The sequence below is a fragment of the Dactylosporangium sp. McL0621 genome, assembly GCF_049995355.1.
Lineage (GTDB): Bacteria > Actinomycetota > Actinomycetes > Mycobacteriales > Micromonosporaceae > Dactylosporangium.
Genome location: NZ_CP188259.1, coordinates 10,002,482 through 10,017,728 on the forward strand (window position 1 = coordinate 10,002,482; position 15,247 = coordinate 10,017,728).

Consider the following 15,247-nt stretch of genomic DNA (forward strand, 5'->3'; position numbering starts at 1 on the left):
GACTGACCTGCCGGCCCTTTCGTGGTCGCGGTCCGGCTGTGCCTGCTTACAACCTGTCCTATCGCGACGTCGAGGAACGGCTGCTCGAGCGCGGTGCCGAGACCGACCACGTCACGATCTTCCGGTGGGTCCAACGCTTCACGCCGCTGCTCGCCGACGCCGCCGGCTGTGCACTTGGTCGAGCCTCGGTGGCTGCGTTGTGCTCCCACTCCGGCTCACGGCTGGGCGAAGGTGTAGCCGGCGTCCAGCAGCCGGGGCAGGGCGATGGTCAGGGCGCTGACGGTCTGGTCACGGTTTCCGCCACCGTCGTGCTCGAGGATGATCGCGCCCGGCCGCGTTCTGGTCAAGATCGTGTCGACGATGTGCTTCACGCCGGGCCGGCTCCAGTCGCGCGGGTCGACGCTCCAGTCCAGTGCGCGCAAGCTGAGCGCGCTGCACTCGTTCAGGACCGTTGTGTTCCACGCGCCGCCCGGCGCCCGGAACAGCGTCGGGTGATACCCGCCGGAGGCGGTGCTGATCGCGTCGCTGGCGCGGCTGAGCTCGTCCCGGATCTGCGCTGCCGTCAGCTTCGGCAGGTTCAGCGGATGCGTGTAGGTGTGGTTGGCGACGTGGTGCCCGCCCGCGACGACCTGCTTGACCAGGTCGGGATGCGCGGCGGCGGCTCGGCCGATCATGCAGAACGTCGCCTGGATGTTGTGCTTGGCCAGCAGCCCGAGGATGCGCGGGGTGTTCTTCGGGTCGGGGCCGTCGTCGATGGTCAGGGCGATCTCGGTGCCGTGGCACGGCAGGTAGTACTGCGGGCCGCCGTGATGCGGAACCCCCGCCCCCTGTATCGGCGGACACTGCCCGGGGGCGGGCGGCGCAACGGACGGTATGTCGGACGGGGACGGCTCCGCGGAGCCGGACGGGGAGGGCTCCGCGGAGCCGGTGTCGCCGGGGTGTGAATCGCCGGGCAGCCCACCGCCCGCGTGCCAGGCCGCCGTGGTCGACTGGCCGCAGGCGGCTAGCAGCGACGCACCGCCGAGCGCGAGCAGCACCGACCGGCGCGATACCCTGCTGTTCACCGCGAACACATGCTGCACCCAAGCACACCCGCGTCCGCGGCGGCAACGCGCACGTACCGCGTGCTAGTGCAGCGCCGCGTTAGTTCTTCGGGGTAATGCGGCTGGAGGAGTTCACCCAACGCCGCTGGCTGACGACCACCGACGGCGATCGGCCGGCTGTCCGATCGTCCGCGAGACAGAGCGCGCGGCGCGCCGCAACCTCCCGGTCTCCGGCGTCGTGGTCATGACGTTCTCCCGTCAGCGCCGAGCGGATCGACGAACGCTCGCTCCGAGCTTGGCGCTCACGCCGCCGGGAGCAGGCCAGAGTTCGAGATCCGACGCATTGCTGCTACGGGTATTCACATTCGGGACCTGGTCAGCAGGCGGGCGCGCAGATGCGCAGGGCGGAGAGCGCGCCGTAGTAGGCCGGCTTGCGGGCGCCGGTGGCGTCGAACAACAGGGGCGTCAGGTCCGGGCGCCACGAGTCGCTGTCGCGGATGCCCCAGACGGTGATGCCGCGGCAGCGCGACACCACGACGCAGGAGCTGACGACCCGCCGGTACGCGTCGGCCTGGGTCGATCCCGAGCCGCCGATGTCCAGTTCGGTGATCTCGACGTCCACCCCGAGCGCGGCGAAGGTCGCGATGGTCCGGGCGTAGGCGGCGGGGATCGCGGCGGCGTCGGGGAAGTGGCTCTCCAGGCCGACGCAGTCGATCGGCACTGCCCGGGTCTTGAAGTCGCGGACGAGGTCGTAGACGGCCTGCGCCTTGGCCGGCGCGAGGTCCTCGATGCCGAAGTCGTTGTAGCACAGCCGGGCGGCGGGGTCGGCGGCCCGGGCGGCGCGGAAGGCCTCCTCGCGGTAGGCCGGCCCGAGCCGGTTGGCGAATACCGACGGCCGGACGGTGCCGGCGTCCGAGAACGCCTCGCTGACCACGTCCCAGGTCCCGACCTGGCCGCGGAAGTGGGTGACGGTGGCGGTGACGTGGGCGCGCAGCGCCGCGCGCGTGTCGTCGGCGCCGAGCCCGGCCAACCAGGCGACGTGGTCGGCGCTCGGCGACACCAGACCCCGGCCCCGCACGGCGGCGCCCCCGGCCCGGGCCTGGTCGACCACCCGGCCGGCGGCGGTGAAGGTGAACTGGTTGCGGGCGGGCTCGACCGCATCCCACTCCAGCGCGTTCTCCGGCGTGACGGAGTTGAACTCCTGGCCGAGGATCCGGGTGTAGACGGGGTCGGTCAGCCGGCTCGGCTGGACGGCCGCGCCGAAGTAGCGGCCGCGGGCGGCGGCCGCCCCGCCGAGGCCGGTCGGCGCGGCGGCCGCGCCGGTCAAGGTCAGCACCCCCAGGGCCCCGGCGAGCAGCGCTCGGCCGATGGACGGTGCACGCATCATGGTTCCTCCCGCGTCGTAGCCGAAACTTTCACGGATGTTCCGGTACATCATCTGATGTACATCTCTCGATATTGACATCAAACATCGTACGAAATACCTTCCCGGCATTGGCTGGTCACGACACTCCGGGAGACGTCACGTGAAGCGCCGCATCGTCACATCGGTCATCGCCGCCATCGCGCTGCTGGTCAGTTCGGCGTGCTCCGGCGGCGGGTCGGGCAGCGGGTCGGACCCCAAAACTTTCGAGTTCTGGTCGTTCACCGGCATCAACCAGAAGGCCGACGTCGACCGGTACACCAAGGCGCACCCCGAGACCAACATCAAGCTGACCGAGGTCGGCAGCACCAGCGAGACCGCCCAGGCGCTCACCGCCGCCCTGGCCGGCGGCAAGGTGCCCGACCTGGTCCTGATCCAGGGCGACGATCTGCCGAAGTTCATGCAGGCGCCGGAGAACTTCGTCGATCTCCGGACGCTCGGGGCGGACAAGATGCAGGGCGACTACCTGCCCTGGGTGATCAGCCAGTCGACCGCCAAGGACGGCCAGGTCGTGGGCATCCCGACCGACGTCGGCGGGCTGGCCATCGCCTACCGGACCGACCTGTTCAAGGCGGCCGGCCTGCCGACCGCCCGGGACGAGGTCTCGAAGCTGTGGCCCACGTGGGACGCGTTCATCCAGACCGGCCAGCGCTACGTGCAGGCCTCCGGCGGCAAGCAGTTCCTGGACAACGCGCCGACCAGCGTCTACTTCCAGGCCATCAACCAGGGCACCGAGCGGTACTACACCAACACCGATCGCAAGCTCTCCTATGACAAGAACCCGCAGGTGAAGGACGCGTTCGACCTGACCCTGAAGGCCATTGCGGCCGGCATCACCGCGAAGCAGGGCTCGTTCTCGTCGGGCTGGACCGCGGCCATGGGCAAGGGCGACTTCGCCGTGGTGGCCGCGCCGTCGTGGATGCTCGGCTCCATCCGGACCAACGCCCCCGCCACCGCCGGCAAGTGGGACGTGGCGTCGATCCCCGGCGGCGCCGGCAACTGGGGCGGCAGCTACCTGGCCATCCCGAAGCGGGCGAAGAACCCGCAGGCCGCGTGGAAGTACATCACCGAAACGCAGTCGCCGGCCGGGCAGCTCGACCACTTCCTGCTCACCGGGGCGCTGCCGACGACGCCCTCGGTGTACACGGACCCCAGGCTCGTGGGGAGGACCGACCCGTTCTTCTCCGACGCGCCGGTCGGCAAGATCTACACCGAGTCGGTGACCAAGCTCAAGCCGTTCTACATCGGGCTCGACGACGGCCCGATCGGCACCGAGTTCCTCAACGTCCTCACGAGCGTGGAGCAGGGCAAGCTGGCGCCGGACAAAGCCTGGGGCACGGCCATGACCAACGTCAAGAACGCCGTCAAGGGTTGAGCCGCACGTGACCACCATGCTCAGCCCGACCCCGGCGGCGCCCACCCGGGCGGCGGCGCCCCGGACCGGGGCCGTGCACCTGGGGGTGCGGGAGCGGCTGGCGCCGTACGCCTACGTGGCGCCGTTCTTCCTGCTCTTCGCCGTCTTCGGGCTGTTCCCGCTGCTGTTCACCTTCTACGTCGCGCTGTTCGACTGGGACCCCATCGGCGAGCACACCTTCGTCGGGCTGGACAACTTCGACCGGCTGCTGCACGACCCGCGCTTCTGGGGCGCGCTGCGCAACACGTTCAGCATCTGGGCGTTGTCGACCGTTCCGCAGCTGCTGCTGGCGCTGGCGACGGCGCACGTGCTCAACCACGCGCGGCTGCGGGCCGCGGGCTTCTTCCGGATGTCGGTGCTCGTGCCGTACATCACCTCGGTCGCCGCCACCACGATCGTCTTCATCCAGCTGTTCGACCGCGACTACGGACTGCTCAACTGGCTGATCGGGCTGCTCGGCTTCCAGCACGTCGAGTTCACCGCGTCGGTCCTCGGCAGCCACATCATGATCGCCGCGATGGTGATGTGGCGCTGGACCGGGTACAACACCCTGCTCTACCTGGCCGCGCTGCAGGCGGTACCGCGGGAGGTGTACGAGGCCGCCGCGGTCGACGGCGCGGGCGGTTGGCAGCAGTTCCGGCACATCACGATCCCCTCGCTGCGGCCGATCATCGTGTTCACCGTGGTCACCTCCACCATCGGCGGGCTGCAAGTCTTCACCGAGCCGCTGCTGGCCAGCCCGGGCTCGCTGACCTGCGGCGCGGCCCGGCAGTGCCAGACCCTCACCCTCTTCCTGTACGAGCAGGGCTTCGGCCGCTTCCAATTCGGCTACGGCTCGGCGATCGGCGTCGCGCTCTTCGTCATGGTCGTCATCGTGGCCACGGTCAACTACCTACTCGCCAGCCGGATCCGCTCGGAGCGCCCATGACGACCACGCCCCGCCGCCACCGCGTCAATCGGACCCCGTGGTGGGTGTACGGCCTGCTCGGCGTCATGGTCCTGGTCAGCGTCTTTCCGCTGTACTGGATGTTCGTGGTGTCCACGACGGACTCGGCCACCGCCTACAGCCTGCCGCCGCACGTGCTGCCCGGGCGCAATTTCCTGCACCTGGCGGGCCTGGTGTTCGACATCGTGCCGTTCGTCAACGCGCTGCTCAACAGCCTCATCGTGGCCACCGCGATCGGCACCGGCCAGGCTTTGCTGTGCGCGCTGGCCGGCTTCGCGTTCGCCAAGCTGTCCTTCCGCGGGCGTGACACCCTGTTCCTGATCGTCGTGCTGACCATGACGGTGCCCACCCAGCTCTCGGTCGTGCCGCAGTACCTCGTCATCTCCGAGCTCGGCTGGGTCGACTCGCTGCAGGCCCTGATCGTGCCCGGCCTGGTGAGCGCGTTCGGCATCTTCTGGATGCGCCAGCACATCGCCCACGCCATCGACGACGAGCTGCTGCAGGCGGCCCGCGTCGACGGTGCCACGACCTGGCAGATCTTCTGGCGCATCGCGTTCCCGCTGGTGCGACCGGCGGCGTTCGTGCTCGGCCTGTTCGGGTTCGTCACCGCCTGGAACGACTTCCTGTGGCCGTTCATCGTGCTGAAGTCGCCGGACAAGTACACCATCCAGATCGCCATCAAGGCGCTGCAGAGCAGCCGGGACATCGACCTCGGCCTGGCCATGTCCGGCTCGTTCCTGGCCACGCTGCCGCTGCTGGTGCTGTTCGTCTTCGTCGGCCGCCGGCTGGTCAGCGGCATCATGGAAGGCGCCTTCAAGGGATGACCGCGCCGACGAGGGTGATCCTGCCGCCGGTCGTCCGCGCGGGCACCGCCGCCGCCGCGCTCGTCACGGCGGAGGTCTTCGAGGTCACCGTGCTGCCGGCGGACGCGCCGGTGCTGCTGGCCGGCACGCGGCGGCCGGACCCCGACCCGGACGTGTACCCGGCCCGCCTCGCGTACGCGCTGCACCTGACCCTGGTGTCCGCGGAGGGCGCGGTGACCCGGCTAAACGACGACCGCGCGGTGCTGTTCCCGCGCTCGGTGCCGACCGAGCACCTCGACGTGCACCGGGTGCGCACCCTCACCGACCCGTGGGTCTTCGCGACCCCCGACGGGTACACGATCGTGGCCACCCCGGCCCTGCGCGACGGTACGCCGGAGCCGGCCGCCGCCTCCTCGGTGCTGCTGTTCCGCTCGGCCGACCTCATCGAGTACCGGGAGATCGGGCTCGTCCGGCTGGCCGGCGGGGGCGGCGTCCGCCGGCCGCGCGGGGTCTACGACAGCGCCCGCGCCGAGCAGGTCCTGTGGTGGACGGACGACGCCGGCCGGGCCTGGTCGTCGCGCTCGGCCACGCCGGCCGGGCCGTGGGGCGCCCCGGAGCCGGGCGCGCCCGAGGTGCCGGGGGAGGCGGCGCCGGCCGGGGTCTCTGCCCTGCCGCTGAGCGAGGAGGCGGCCGAGCGGCTGCGGCGCCGCTTCGGCCGGGTCCGCAGCGTCGCCGTCGAGGTACCGCCGCTGCACGTCACCGCGGGCGGTCCGGCCCGCGAGCTGCCGTGGGCGGAGCTGACGTACGACGACGGCTCGACCGCGTGGCGCCCCGTCGACTGGGACCCGGATGGCCTTGCCGCCGTCGTGTGGGGCACGCCCGGCGAGTACGTCGTCGCCGGAACGGTGCGCCAGCGCGCCTACCCGTTCCCGTTCGTCGTCGACCGGGCCGACCCCACGGTGCTGGCCTACCGCGGGCGCTGGTACCTCATCGCCACCGACGACCTCGGCGGGGACTGCGTCGCCCCGACCAGCCTGCTGATCCGCACCGCGGACGACATCGCCGGCCTCGCCACCGCGGCCGACCACGCGATCCTCGGCACCGGGCCGGCCGGCATCGCCGGCTGCTTCTGGGCCCCCGAGCTGCACGAGTTCGGCGGCCGACTGCATTGCTTGTTCGCCCCGTGCATCGGGGCGGCGGACTGGAAACGGGTGCAGTGCCACATGATGCGGCTGCGCGACGGCGGCGACCCGGTCGTCGCGGGCGACTGGGAGCCGCCCCGCCCGGTCCGGCGGGCCGACGGCTCGCCGCTGCGGCGCGACGCCGAGCACCCCGGACTCAGCCTGGACATGACCTACTTCGAGGACGCCGGGCGCAGCCACGTCGTGTGGTCCCAGCGGTACATCACCGACCGCATCGGCGATGCCGGGCTCTGGATCGCCACGATCGACCCCGCCGACCCGTGGCGGCTGACCAGCGACCCGGTGCACCTCCTCGCCGCCGGGTACGGGTGGGACGACGACGTCGCCGAGGGCCCGTTCCTTCTCCGCCACGGCGACCGCCTCGTGCTGACCTACTCCGGCTCGGCGGTCGGGCCGACCTATGCCGTGGGGGCGATCGAGGCGGCCGCCGGCGCCGACCTGCTCGACCCGGGCGCCTGGACCCGGACCGCGGCGCCGGTCCTCGCCACCGGCCCCCACTTCAACCAGTGGGGGCCGGGGCACAACACGTTCGGCCGGGACGAGGACGGCGTGGAGCTCGTCGTGTTCCACGCGCACCCCACGCTCACCACCCGCGGGCGGTGCACGGCGCTGCGGCGCACCCACTGGGCCGCCGACGGCCGCCTGATCCTCGACCAGCGCCCCGACGAGGAGGTCGCCCCGCACCTGCGCACGGTGCGGGCGAGCGTGCACGTCGTTCAGAAGTCGTCGTCGAAGGACACCGTGCCGGTGACGCCGACCTGATAGGCCGAGACCCGCCGTCTCATCGAATCTGATCCGGCACCGCGCGAGGAGGCAGCTGCGCCGGCCGGCCTCGCCGGTACGCGCAGCAGCGCTGCCGGCTCGTTGCGCCCCGGCTCGCGGCCTCCAGGTCGCCGATCGAATCTCTGGGTCCTCATACGATGCGCTGGTGGAGAAGCATGGCGCGGAGGGTCGTGAACGGTCGTACCGGAAAGCTGCGGTGCGCCGAGCGGAGATCCTGGCCAGGGCCATCGAGCTGTTCGCTGAGCGGGGTGTCGGTGCCTCGCTGCGAGCGATCGGTGAGGCGATCGGGGTTTCGCACGCGGCGTTGCGGTACTACTTCCCGTCGCGGGACGAGCTGCTGGTCGAGGTGTACCGCGCGCACGAGCAGGGTGAGCATGACGACCCGCCGCCGGCCTCGGTGTCAGCGGTCGGGGTAATGGAGCGCAGCGCCGAGCGCAACCGCGCGATTCCCGGCCTGGTCGAGCTGTATGCGACGCTGACCACCGACGCGCTGCAGGGCGAGCAGCACCCGCTGACCCGCGACTTCGTCCGCGACCGGTTTCGCATGGTGCGCGGGCATCTGGCTCAGCGGGTCCGCGCCGGGCAGCGCGCCGGAGTGATCGCTGCGGACATCGATCCTGACGACGCGGCCTCGCTCGTCATCGCCGCGTCGGACGGGCTGCAGTTGCAGGGACTGCTCGACCCGGAGGCGGTGGACGTCCGTCGGGCGCTGGCGCTGCTCGAGCGGCTGCTGCCACCGTCGGCGCAGGTAGATCCGCACGAGCAAGCCTGAACGGTCGTCCTTGACCACAGATTCTTCCATTGGAAGAATCTGCGGCCGCGGGCATGCTCGGCCACCCGCCAAGGCCGTGTCGCTGCTCCGTGACGTGATGTGGAGGCACGGCCGATGACCCTTCCTGAGCAGGTCCAGCCGACGGACCCGGCGCTCGACGAGCCGGTGGCGCATGCATCTGCGCTGCGGCTGACGCTCGCATCGCCGCTGTACCGGGGCGCCACGATCGCGGTGTTCCTGTCCGCGCTGGGGTTTTCGGCGGCAGCGCCGCAGATCGCGTCGTTCCTGGTCAACGAGCTGCACGCGTCGCTGACCGCGGCGGGGCTGTTCTACCTGACGAGCCTGACGGCGCCGGTGGCCGGGTTCCTCGTGGGTCGGCGCTCGGACCGTACCGGTCGGCGGCTCGGGCTGTTCCGGGTGTGCGCTGTCGCCGGGTTCGTGGGCTGGGCGGGTATCGCGCACTCGACCGAGCTGTGGATGCCGTACGTCATCAGCGCTGTGATCGGCGCGTTCGGTGGCGCTGCCACCTCACAGCTCTTCGCCGCCGTCCACGACGAGCTCAAGGCCCGTCCCGGCCCGAACAACGACGGGGTGGTCGCTGTCGTACGGATGGCCCTGACCGGTGGCTGGGTGGTCGGGCCGGTCGCCGGGTCCTTCCTCGCCGCGCAGACGTCGTTGCGCACGATGCTGTGGGCCACCGCGGTCTGCACTCTCGCCCAGATCGTGCCGCTCGGCCTGCTCCGCGCGGATCCGGCCGTCCCGGCCGGATCCGACGACGCGGGTTCGGGCCACCGTAGTCCGGGCCTGCGGGCGATGCTGCCACTGCTGACTTTCACCGGCCTCTACGTGCTCGTGTACGCCGGCGAGCCGATCAAGTACGCCTACCTGCCGATCTACATGAACACGCAGCTGCACCTCCCGGCCGGGCTCAGCGGCGCGATCATCGGCATCCAGCCGCTGGTCGAGATCGTCCTGATGCCCGTCGCCGTCATCGTCGCCCGCCGGACCGGCATGATGCAGCTGATGGTCCTCGGTGCCGGTTTCGGCGTCGCGGCCAACATCTGCTTCGCCGTCACCGGCAACCCGGTCGGCCTGTTCGCCGGGCAGATCCTCATGGGCGGCGTCTGGGGCGTCTTCGCCACGCTCGGGATCATCGTCGCGCAGCGGCTGCTGCCCACCGCTGTCGCCACCGCGTCGGCGATCTTCATGAGTTCCACCGCCCTCGCATCCGCTATCGGCGGTGCCGCCGGCGGGGTCGGCGCCGCAGCGATCGGACTTCCGCGGGTCTTCTTCGTCCCGGCCGCGCTGGCGCTGGCGGCCGTCGTCGGCTTGGTGGCCATGGCCCGATCCGTCCCCCGGGAGTACTAGCCCCATCAATTCGAACCTCACGAAAGGTCACAGGATCCGCGCTGTCGAGTCCATCAAACAGGTCGAACATCGGGGCAGAATTGAGTTGTCGCGCCTGCCCGGCGCCATGAAAGCTGCACGAGGTGCGGATCGGGTCGCTGCCGGGCGGCTCACTGCGCGTGGTCTTCCCATCGTCCCGTGTAGTGGTCGAATGCGGCTGCCGTTGCGGCCGCGACGACCGCGTCCGGGTCGGCGTCGATGAGCTGGTGTGGGCGCAGCGGGTCCGGGGAGGCGGCGGCCAGCAGTCGCGTGTAGGGGTGCTGCGGGTCGAGGATCACGTCGTCAGCGGGGCCCCGTTCGACCACCCGTCCCCGGTAGAGCACGATGATGTCGTCGGAGAAGTGCCGCGCGGTGGCCAGATCGTGGGTGATGTAGAGGACCGCGAGGTTCTCCTCCCGCTGCAGCCGGGCCAGGAGCCGGAGGATCCCCAGCCGGATCGATACGTCCAACATGGACACCGGTTCGTCGGCGACGATGACATTCGCGCCCGGCGCGAGTGCCCGGGCGATGGCGACGCGTTGGCGCTGGCCTCCGGACAGCTCGTGCGGGCGGCGGTGGACGACCTCGCCGGCGGGCAGGCTCACCCGGTCCAGCAGCTCGGCCACCAGCCGGTGCGTCTCCTGCCGGTCGCGGGCCCGGCCGTGCAGCCGCAGCGGCCGGGCCAGGTGGTGCTCGACGGTGTGGAACGGGTTCAGCGAGGCGAACGGGTCCTGGAACACCATCTGCACGCGGTTGCGGTAGGTGCCGTTCGGCACCGGGACGCCGTCCGGTCCCCGCAGCACGACCCGCCCCGCGGTGGGCTTCTCCAGGCGGACGACCATGCGGGCGATGGTGGACTTGCCTGACCCTGATTCGCCGACCAGTCCGAGGGTGCGGCCCGGCGGTACCGTGAACGAGACGTGGTCCACCGCGCGCAGCCGGCCCCGGCGCAGGCCGCTGCGGGTATGGAAGTCCTTGACCAGATCCCGCGCTTCCAGCGTCGTGTTCACACGGCACCCCTGGGCGACGGGGCCTCGTCGGGCATCGGCGCGTCGCCGTCGCGGAGGAAGGTGCCCCGCTCGCCGGTGAGGCTCGGGAACGACTGCAGCAGGTGCCGGGTGTAGGGGTGCCGGGCATCGGTGAGGATCTCGGTGGCGGGGGCGGACTCCAGGATATGCCCGTGGCGCATAATCGCGATGCGGTCGCTCACCTCCAGCAGCAGCGGCAGGTCGTGGGTGATGAACACGACGCCGAAGCGCAGTTCGTCGCGGAACTTGACGATCTCGCGGAGGATGCCCCGCTGCACCAGGACGTCGAGTGCCGTTGTCGGCTCGTCCAGCACGACGACCTGCGGTTCGAGCAGCAGCGCCATCGCGATCATCACCCGCTGGCGCATGCCGCCGGACAGCTCGTGCGGGTACGAGGCCAGCCGTCGCGGGTCCACGCCCACGAGCCGCATCGCCTCCCGGCAGCGGGCGCGCCGCTGCCGCCGCGCCATCCGCGGCCGGTGCGTGACGAGCACGTCGTCCAGCTGCGCGCGGACGGTCATGACGGGGTTGAGGGCGTTCATGGCGCCCTGGAACACCATCGACACCTGCGACCACCGGAAGGCCCGCAGCTCCTCGGCCGCCAGCGCGAGCACGTCGATGTCACCGCTCGCGCGGTCGTGGAAGGTCACCGTCCCGCCGGTGATCTCGGCGGGCGGACGGTGCAGCCGGCCGATGGCGTACGCGAGCGTGGTCTTGCCGCATCCGGACTCGCCGGCCAGCCCGAGGATCTCGCCGCGGCGCAGTGTCAGCGACACCTCCCGGACGGCCGCCACGGGGGGCTCGACCTGATACGTGACGGACAGCTCCCGTACGGTCAGGACCGTGTCGGCATCGGGACGCGCCACGGGTTGCGGGCGGCGAGGAGGAATCCCCCGCCGGCGGCTGGGCGCGTCGCGCAACCGCGGGTTGACGATCTCGTCGATGCTGAAGTTGATCAGCGCGAGCCCGCACCCGAACACTGCGATCAGTAGGCCCGGCGGCACGAACCACCACCAGGCGCCGCGCTGGAGGGCGAACCCGTTCTGGGCGTAGTTGAGCATGGTGCCCAAGGTGGCCGAGTTGGACGCGCCGAGCCCCAGGAACGACAGGCCGGCCTCGCTGAGGATGGCCGTCAGCGTGGCGAACACCAACTGGGACGCCAGCAGCGGCAGCAGGTTCGGCAGGACCTCCACCGCGACGACGCGCCACGGCCGCTCGCCGCCCACCCGCGAGGCCAGCACGTAGTCGCGGTTGCGCAGGGAAAGCGTCTGCGCGCGCAGCACCCGAGCCGAGCCGGCCCAGCCGGTCACGGCCAGCACCAACGCGATCGTCCACGAACCGCGCGCCGAAGCCGGCACGAACGCCGATATCACGATCACCAGGGGCAGCCCCGGTATCACCAGCATCACGTTGGACAGCAGGGAGAACGCCTCGTCGACCAAGCCGCCGACGTACGTGCCGACGATGCCGAACATCGCCGACAGCACGGTCGCCATCACGCCGACCAGAACGCCGATGTTCAGCGACCCGCGGGTCGCGTACGCCAGCTGGGCCAGCACGTCCTGGCCGGTCTGCGTGGTGCCCAGCAGGTGCGCGGGGCCGGGCGGGGTCAGCCCGGCGTCACGGATGGTTTCGGGGTCGCCGACGAGCGCCGGCCCGGCGATCGCCCATCCGGCGATGGCCAGCACCAGGCCCACGCCGATGATCAACTTTGGCGAACGGCGGGGCAGCAGTTGCCGCCACGTGGCGCCCGCCGGCGACGCCACGACGTCGGGTCCGAGGTTCGTCACCGATCCACCGCCTCAGCCATTCGCCCGGATGCGGGGGTCGACCAGCCCGTACAACAGGTCGACCAGCAGGTTGGCGCCGAGCACCGCGATCGTGATGACCAGAAAGATCCCCTGCATGAGCGCGTAGTCGTTGTTCTGTACCGCCTGCAGGAGTTTGGAACCGATGCCGGGGTATGCGAACACCTGCTCGGTGACGACCGAGCCGGCCACCACGAACCCCAGTGAGATGGCGAACCCGGCGACCGTGGGCAGCACCGCGTTGCGGGCCGCGTACCACACGACGATCCGGCGGTTGCGCAGCCCCTTCGCCTGCGCGGTGAGCACGAAGTCCTCGGCCATGGTGGACACCATCATGTTTCGCGTGCCGAGAAGCCATCCGCCCGCCGAAGAGATCACAATCGTGATCGCGGGCAGCACACCGTGATGGAAGGCGGACCGCAGAAAGTCGTCGTTCCACCCCGGATTCAGGGTCACGTCGTACCCGCCCAGCAGCGGAAACCACCCGAGCGCCGACCCGAACACGGCGACCAGCAACAGCGCCAGCCAGAAGTACGGAACCGCCGACAGGACCGTGGTCACCGGCACGAGCGAGTCCAGCCAGCTGCCGCGGCGCCAGCCCACGACGACACCCAACCCGGTGCCCACCAGCACCGAGAGCAGCGTCGCCAGACCCACAAGGGCAACGGTCCACGGCAGCGACGTCGCGATGACCGACGACACGGGTGCGGGGAAGTCGCTCACCGACGTGCCGAGCCGGCCGTGCGCCAGGTTCCACAGATAGCTGACGTACTGGTGGGCCGTCGACTCGCCCGTGTCGGCGCCGAGCATCAGCTCATACGCCCGCCGGGTGGCGGGATCGACGCTGCCGCCGCGCTGCTGGACCTTCGCCAGCAGAATGTCCACCGGGTCCCCGGGCATCATCCGGGGGATCAGGAAGTTCAGCGTCAGCGCGGCCCACAACGCGACCAGGTAGAACGCCAGCTTCCGCAGCAGATACCGCATCGGCCCGACCGCTCACTTGCCGGCGGGCTTGAGCCGCTTCATGACCTCGGCGTTGTCCGGCGTCTGCCACACCGCGGGGAAGGCGTACATGTCGTTCTCCGTCGGCCAGCCGGTGAACTTCGCCGCGCGGTACTCGGTCACCGTCCCCTGGGTCAGCACCGGGATGTACGGCATCGCCTGCTCGATCCGGGTCTGGATGGCGTCGAGGTGGGGCTGGCGCGCCGAGGCGTTCTTCGGGTCCAGCTGGGTCAGTGCGGTGAGCTCCTCATCGACCTGCGGGTCCGAGAAGCGGCTCCAGTTGGTCACGGCCTTGCCGCCGACCTTCGCCGTCCCGCCTGTGCCGAACGAGTTGCTGTAGAGGTAGTACGGGTCGGGGGCGGGCCCCTGGTTCAGCGAGTCGACGATCAGCTGGAAGTTGCCGCCCTGCCGCTGCGCGGTCCACTCGTTCCACGACAACTGTTCCACGGTCAGGTCGATGCCCACCTGCTTGAGCTGTTGCTTCATCGTGTTGGCCGCGGTGATGTAATCCGCCCAGCCGCTGACCGTCTTGACCGTCAGCGCGAGCGGCCGACCGTCCTTGGCGTAGGTGCCGTCGGCCGTCCTGGTGTAGCCGGCGCCCTGCAGCAACTGCTGGGCCTTGGCGACGTCCGGCTGCATCGGGGCCGTGCGGTCCTGCAGCTTGGCGGAGATGGTCGCGGTGTCCCGCTTGAGCAGCCCGAAGCCGGGCGAGATCTCGCTTCCGGCGTCCTCGAACGCCAGTGCGTTGATCTGGGAACGGTTCAGGCCGTAGTAGATCGCGCGGCGGACGGCCGCGTCGGTCTGCGGCCCGGTGCAACCGAGCGCCGCGCTGCTGCAGGTGTCCAGGACCATCTGGTTCAACGGGACGATGATGGCCTTGTACCCCGGATAGTTCTTCTCGATGCTCTTGAGGCCCGGGATCGGGTTGGTCTGCCAGTCGACCTGGCCGGCCCGCATCGCTTGCTCGCCGGACTGGTTGCCGGACAGGGCCAGGAACCGGACCTTCTTGACCGCCGGCTCGCCGCCCCAGTAGTGCGGGTTGGCGGCGTACGTGAACGCCTGCGCCTTGAACTCGGCCAGCGTGTAGGGCCCGGTGCCGACCGGGTTGTTGATCGTCTCGGTCGCCGGCGTCTTGAGGTCTTTCCAGGTGTGCTCCGGCACGATGTACACCCGGCCGAGGATCTGGGGTCCGCGCACGAACGCCGGCTGTTTGAACTTGACGATCACGTGGGTGTCGTCGGGCGCGGTCGCCTCGCCGTCGTAGCCGATGCCGTTCATCTCCGGGTGTTGGGCGAGCAGGTCCAACGTGAAGATCACATCCCGCGAGGTGAACGCCTGACCGTCGGACCACTGCACGCCCTGGCGGAGGGTGATGGACAGCTGCGTTCCGTCGGCATTCCACGAGTATCCGGTGCCCAGGCGCGGTTCGGGCGGATCGGCCTTGAGCACGTTGCTGTAGAACAGCGGCTCGAAGATCGTGCCGATCCCGCCGATGATTCCGGAGCCGTACGGGTTGAAGTTGCTCTGGTAGTCCGATGACTGACCGGTGTACGCGATCAAGGTGGTGTCCGCGGCGTCCTTCTTCGAGCCGCTGTCGCCGGACGAGCCACACGCTGCGGCGAGCAGCGCCACGGCCG

General features: G+C 70.6%; 12 protein-coding genes and 1 pseudogene. 7 read left to right on the forward strand and 6 right to left on the reverse strand.

Annotation, left to right across the window (positions count from 1 at the left end):
• Positions 1–47 precede the first annotated feature (47 nt).
• Positions 48–152: pseudogene (locus ACPPVO_RS47370) on the forward strand (IS6 family transposase); the annotation flags it as partial.
• Between the two features lie 63 nt (positions 153–215).
• Here the strand turns inward: ACPPVO_RS47370 and ACPPVO_RS47375 are convergent.
• Together ACPPVO_RS47375 and ACPPVO_RS47380 are read right to left on the reverse strand one after the other, a co-directional pair.
• Entirely contained in the window at positions 216–1,064 is an 849-nt protein-coding gene (locus tag ACPPVO_RS47375) for a polysaccharide deacetylase family protein (protein ID WP_426505472.1), read from the reverse strand.
• Positions 1,065–1,419: 355 nt separating this feature from the next.
• Complete coding sequence (locus ACPPVO_RS47380; RefSeq protein WP_426505473.1) at positions 1,420–2,430, reverse strand: endo-1,4-beta-xylanase; 1,011 nt, start codon at positions 2,428–2,430, stop codon at positions 1,420–1,422.
• 139 nt (positions 2,431–2,569) lie between these two features.
• Here ACPPVO_RS47380 and ACPPVO_RS47385 point away from each other — a divergent pair, with 139 nt between their 5' ends.
• The 6 genes from ACPPVO_RS47385 (at position 2,570) to ACPPVO_RS47410 (ending at position 9,754) form a co-directional block, all read left to right on the forward strand.
• Positions 2,570–3,841: an ABC transporter substrate-binding protein gene (locus ACPPVO_RS47385; RefSeq protein ID WP_426505474.1), complete on the forward strand. Its 1,272-nt coding sequence runs from the start codon at positions 2,570–2,572 to the stop codon at positions 3,839–3,841.
• A gap of 16 nt (positions 3,842–3,857) precedes the next feature.
• Positions 3,858–4,808, forward strand: coding sequence for a carbohydrate ABC transporter permease (locus ACPPVO_RS47390; RefSeq protein ID WP_426514822.1), 951 nt, complete (start codon positions 3,858–3,860; stop codon positions 4,806–4,808).
• A complete protein-coding gene (locus ACPPVO_RS47395; RefSeq protein WP_426505476.1) occupies positions 4,805–5,650 on the forward strand; it encodes a carbohydrate ABC transporter permease in 846 nt (281 codons plus the stop codon). Before ACPPVO_RS47390 ends, ACPPVO_RS47395 begins: the two co-directional genes overlap by 4 nt.
• Positions 5,647–7,593 (forward strand): family 43 glycosylhydrolase, encoded by a 1,947-nt coding sequence (locus tag ACPPVO_RS47400; protein ID WP_426505478.1) that lies wholly within the window; start codon positions 5,647–5,649, stop codon positions 7,591–7,593. Before ACPPVO_RS47395 ends, ACPPVO_RS47400 begins: the two co-directional genes overlap by 4 nt.
• Before the next feature lie 166 nt (positions 7,594–7,759).
• Positions 7,760–8,386, forward strand: coding sequence for a TetR/AcrR family transcriptional regulator (locus tag ACPPVO_RS47405; protein ID WP_426505480.1), 627 nt, complete (start codon positions 7,760–7,762; stop codon positions 8,384–8,386).
• 114 nt (positions 8,387–8,500) lie between these two features.
• Entirely contained in the window at positions 8,501–9,754 is a 1,254-nt protein-coding gene (locus ACPPVO_RS47410) for an MFS transporter (protein ID WP_426505482.1), read from the forward strand.
• A 149-nt stretch (positions 9,755–9,903) separates the two neighbouring features.
• Here ACPPVO_RS47410 and ACPPVO_RS47415 read toward each other — a convergent pair whose 3' ends face one another.
• From ACPPVO_RS47415 to ACPPVO_RS47430, 4 genes are read right to left on the reverse strand one after another with little or no spacing between them, the layout of a single operon-like run.
• Positions 9,904–10,782, reverse strand: a complete 879-nt coding sequence (locus ACPPVO_RS47415; RefSeq protein ID WP_426505484.1) for an ABC transporter ATP-binding protein — start codon at positions 10,780–10,782, stop codon at positions 9,904–9,906.
• A complete protein-coding gene (locus ACPPVO_RS47420) occupies positions 10,779–12,590 on the reverse strand; it encodes a dipeptide/oligopeptide/nickel ABC transporter permease/ATP-binding protein (RefSeq protein WP_426505486.1) in 1,812 nt (603 codons plus the stop codon). Before ACPPVO_RS47420 ends, ACPPVO_RS47415 begins: the two co-directional genes overlap by 4 nt.
• 12 nt (positions 12,591–12,602) lie before the next feature.
• The gene (locus ACPPVO_RS47425; RefSeq protein ID WP_426505488.1) at positions 12,603–13,592 is read right to left on the reverse strand and encodes an ABC transporter permease; all 990 of its coding nucleotides are present in this window, start codon (positions 13,590–13,592) and stop codon (positions 12,603–12,605) included.
• Between the two features lie 12 nt (positions 13,593–13,604).
• Positions 13,605–15,242, reverse strand: coding sequence for an ABC transporter substrate-binding protein (locus ACPPVO_RS47430; protein ID WP_426505490.1), 1,638 nt, complete (start codon positions 15,240–15,242; stop codon positions 13,605–13,607).
• Between the last annotated feature and the right edge of the window lie 5 nt (positions 15,243–15,247).

Excerpts from the sequence above, each read along its gene's own strand:
- ACPPVO_RS47380 (WP_426505473.1), bottom strand. The coding sequence starts at position 2,430 with ATGATGCGTGCACCGTCCATCGGCCGAGCGCTGCTCGCCGGGGCCCTG.
- ACPPVO_RS47390 (WP_426514822.1), top strand. The coding sequence starts at position 3,858 with ATGCTCAGCCCGACCCCGGCGGCGCCCACCCGGGCGGCGGCGCCCCGG.
- ACPPVO_RS47395 (WP_426505476.1), top strand. The coding sequence starts at position 4,805 with ATGACGACCACGCCCCGCCGCCACCGCGTCAATCGGACCCCGTGGTGG.
- ACPPVO_RS47400 (WP_426505478.1), top strand. The coding sequence starts at position 5,647 with ATGACCGCGCCGACGAGGGTGATCCTGCCGCCGGTCGTCCGCGCGGGC.
- ACPPVO_RS47410 (WP_426505482.1), top strand. The coding sequence starts at position 8,501 with ATGACCCTTCCTGAGCAGGTCCAGCCGACGGACCCGGCGCTCGACGAG.
- ACPPVO_RS47425 (WP_426505488.1), bottom strand. The coding sequence starts at position 13,592 with ATGCGGTATCTGCTGCGGAAGCTGGCGTTCTACCTGGTCGCGTTGTGG.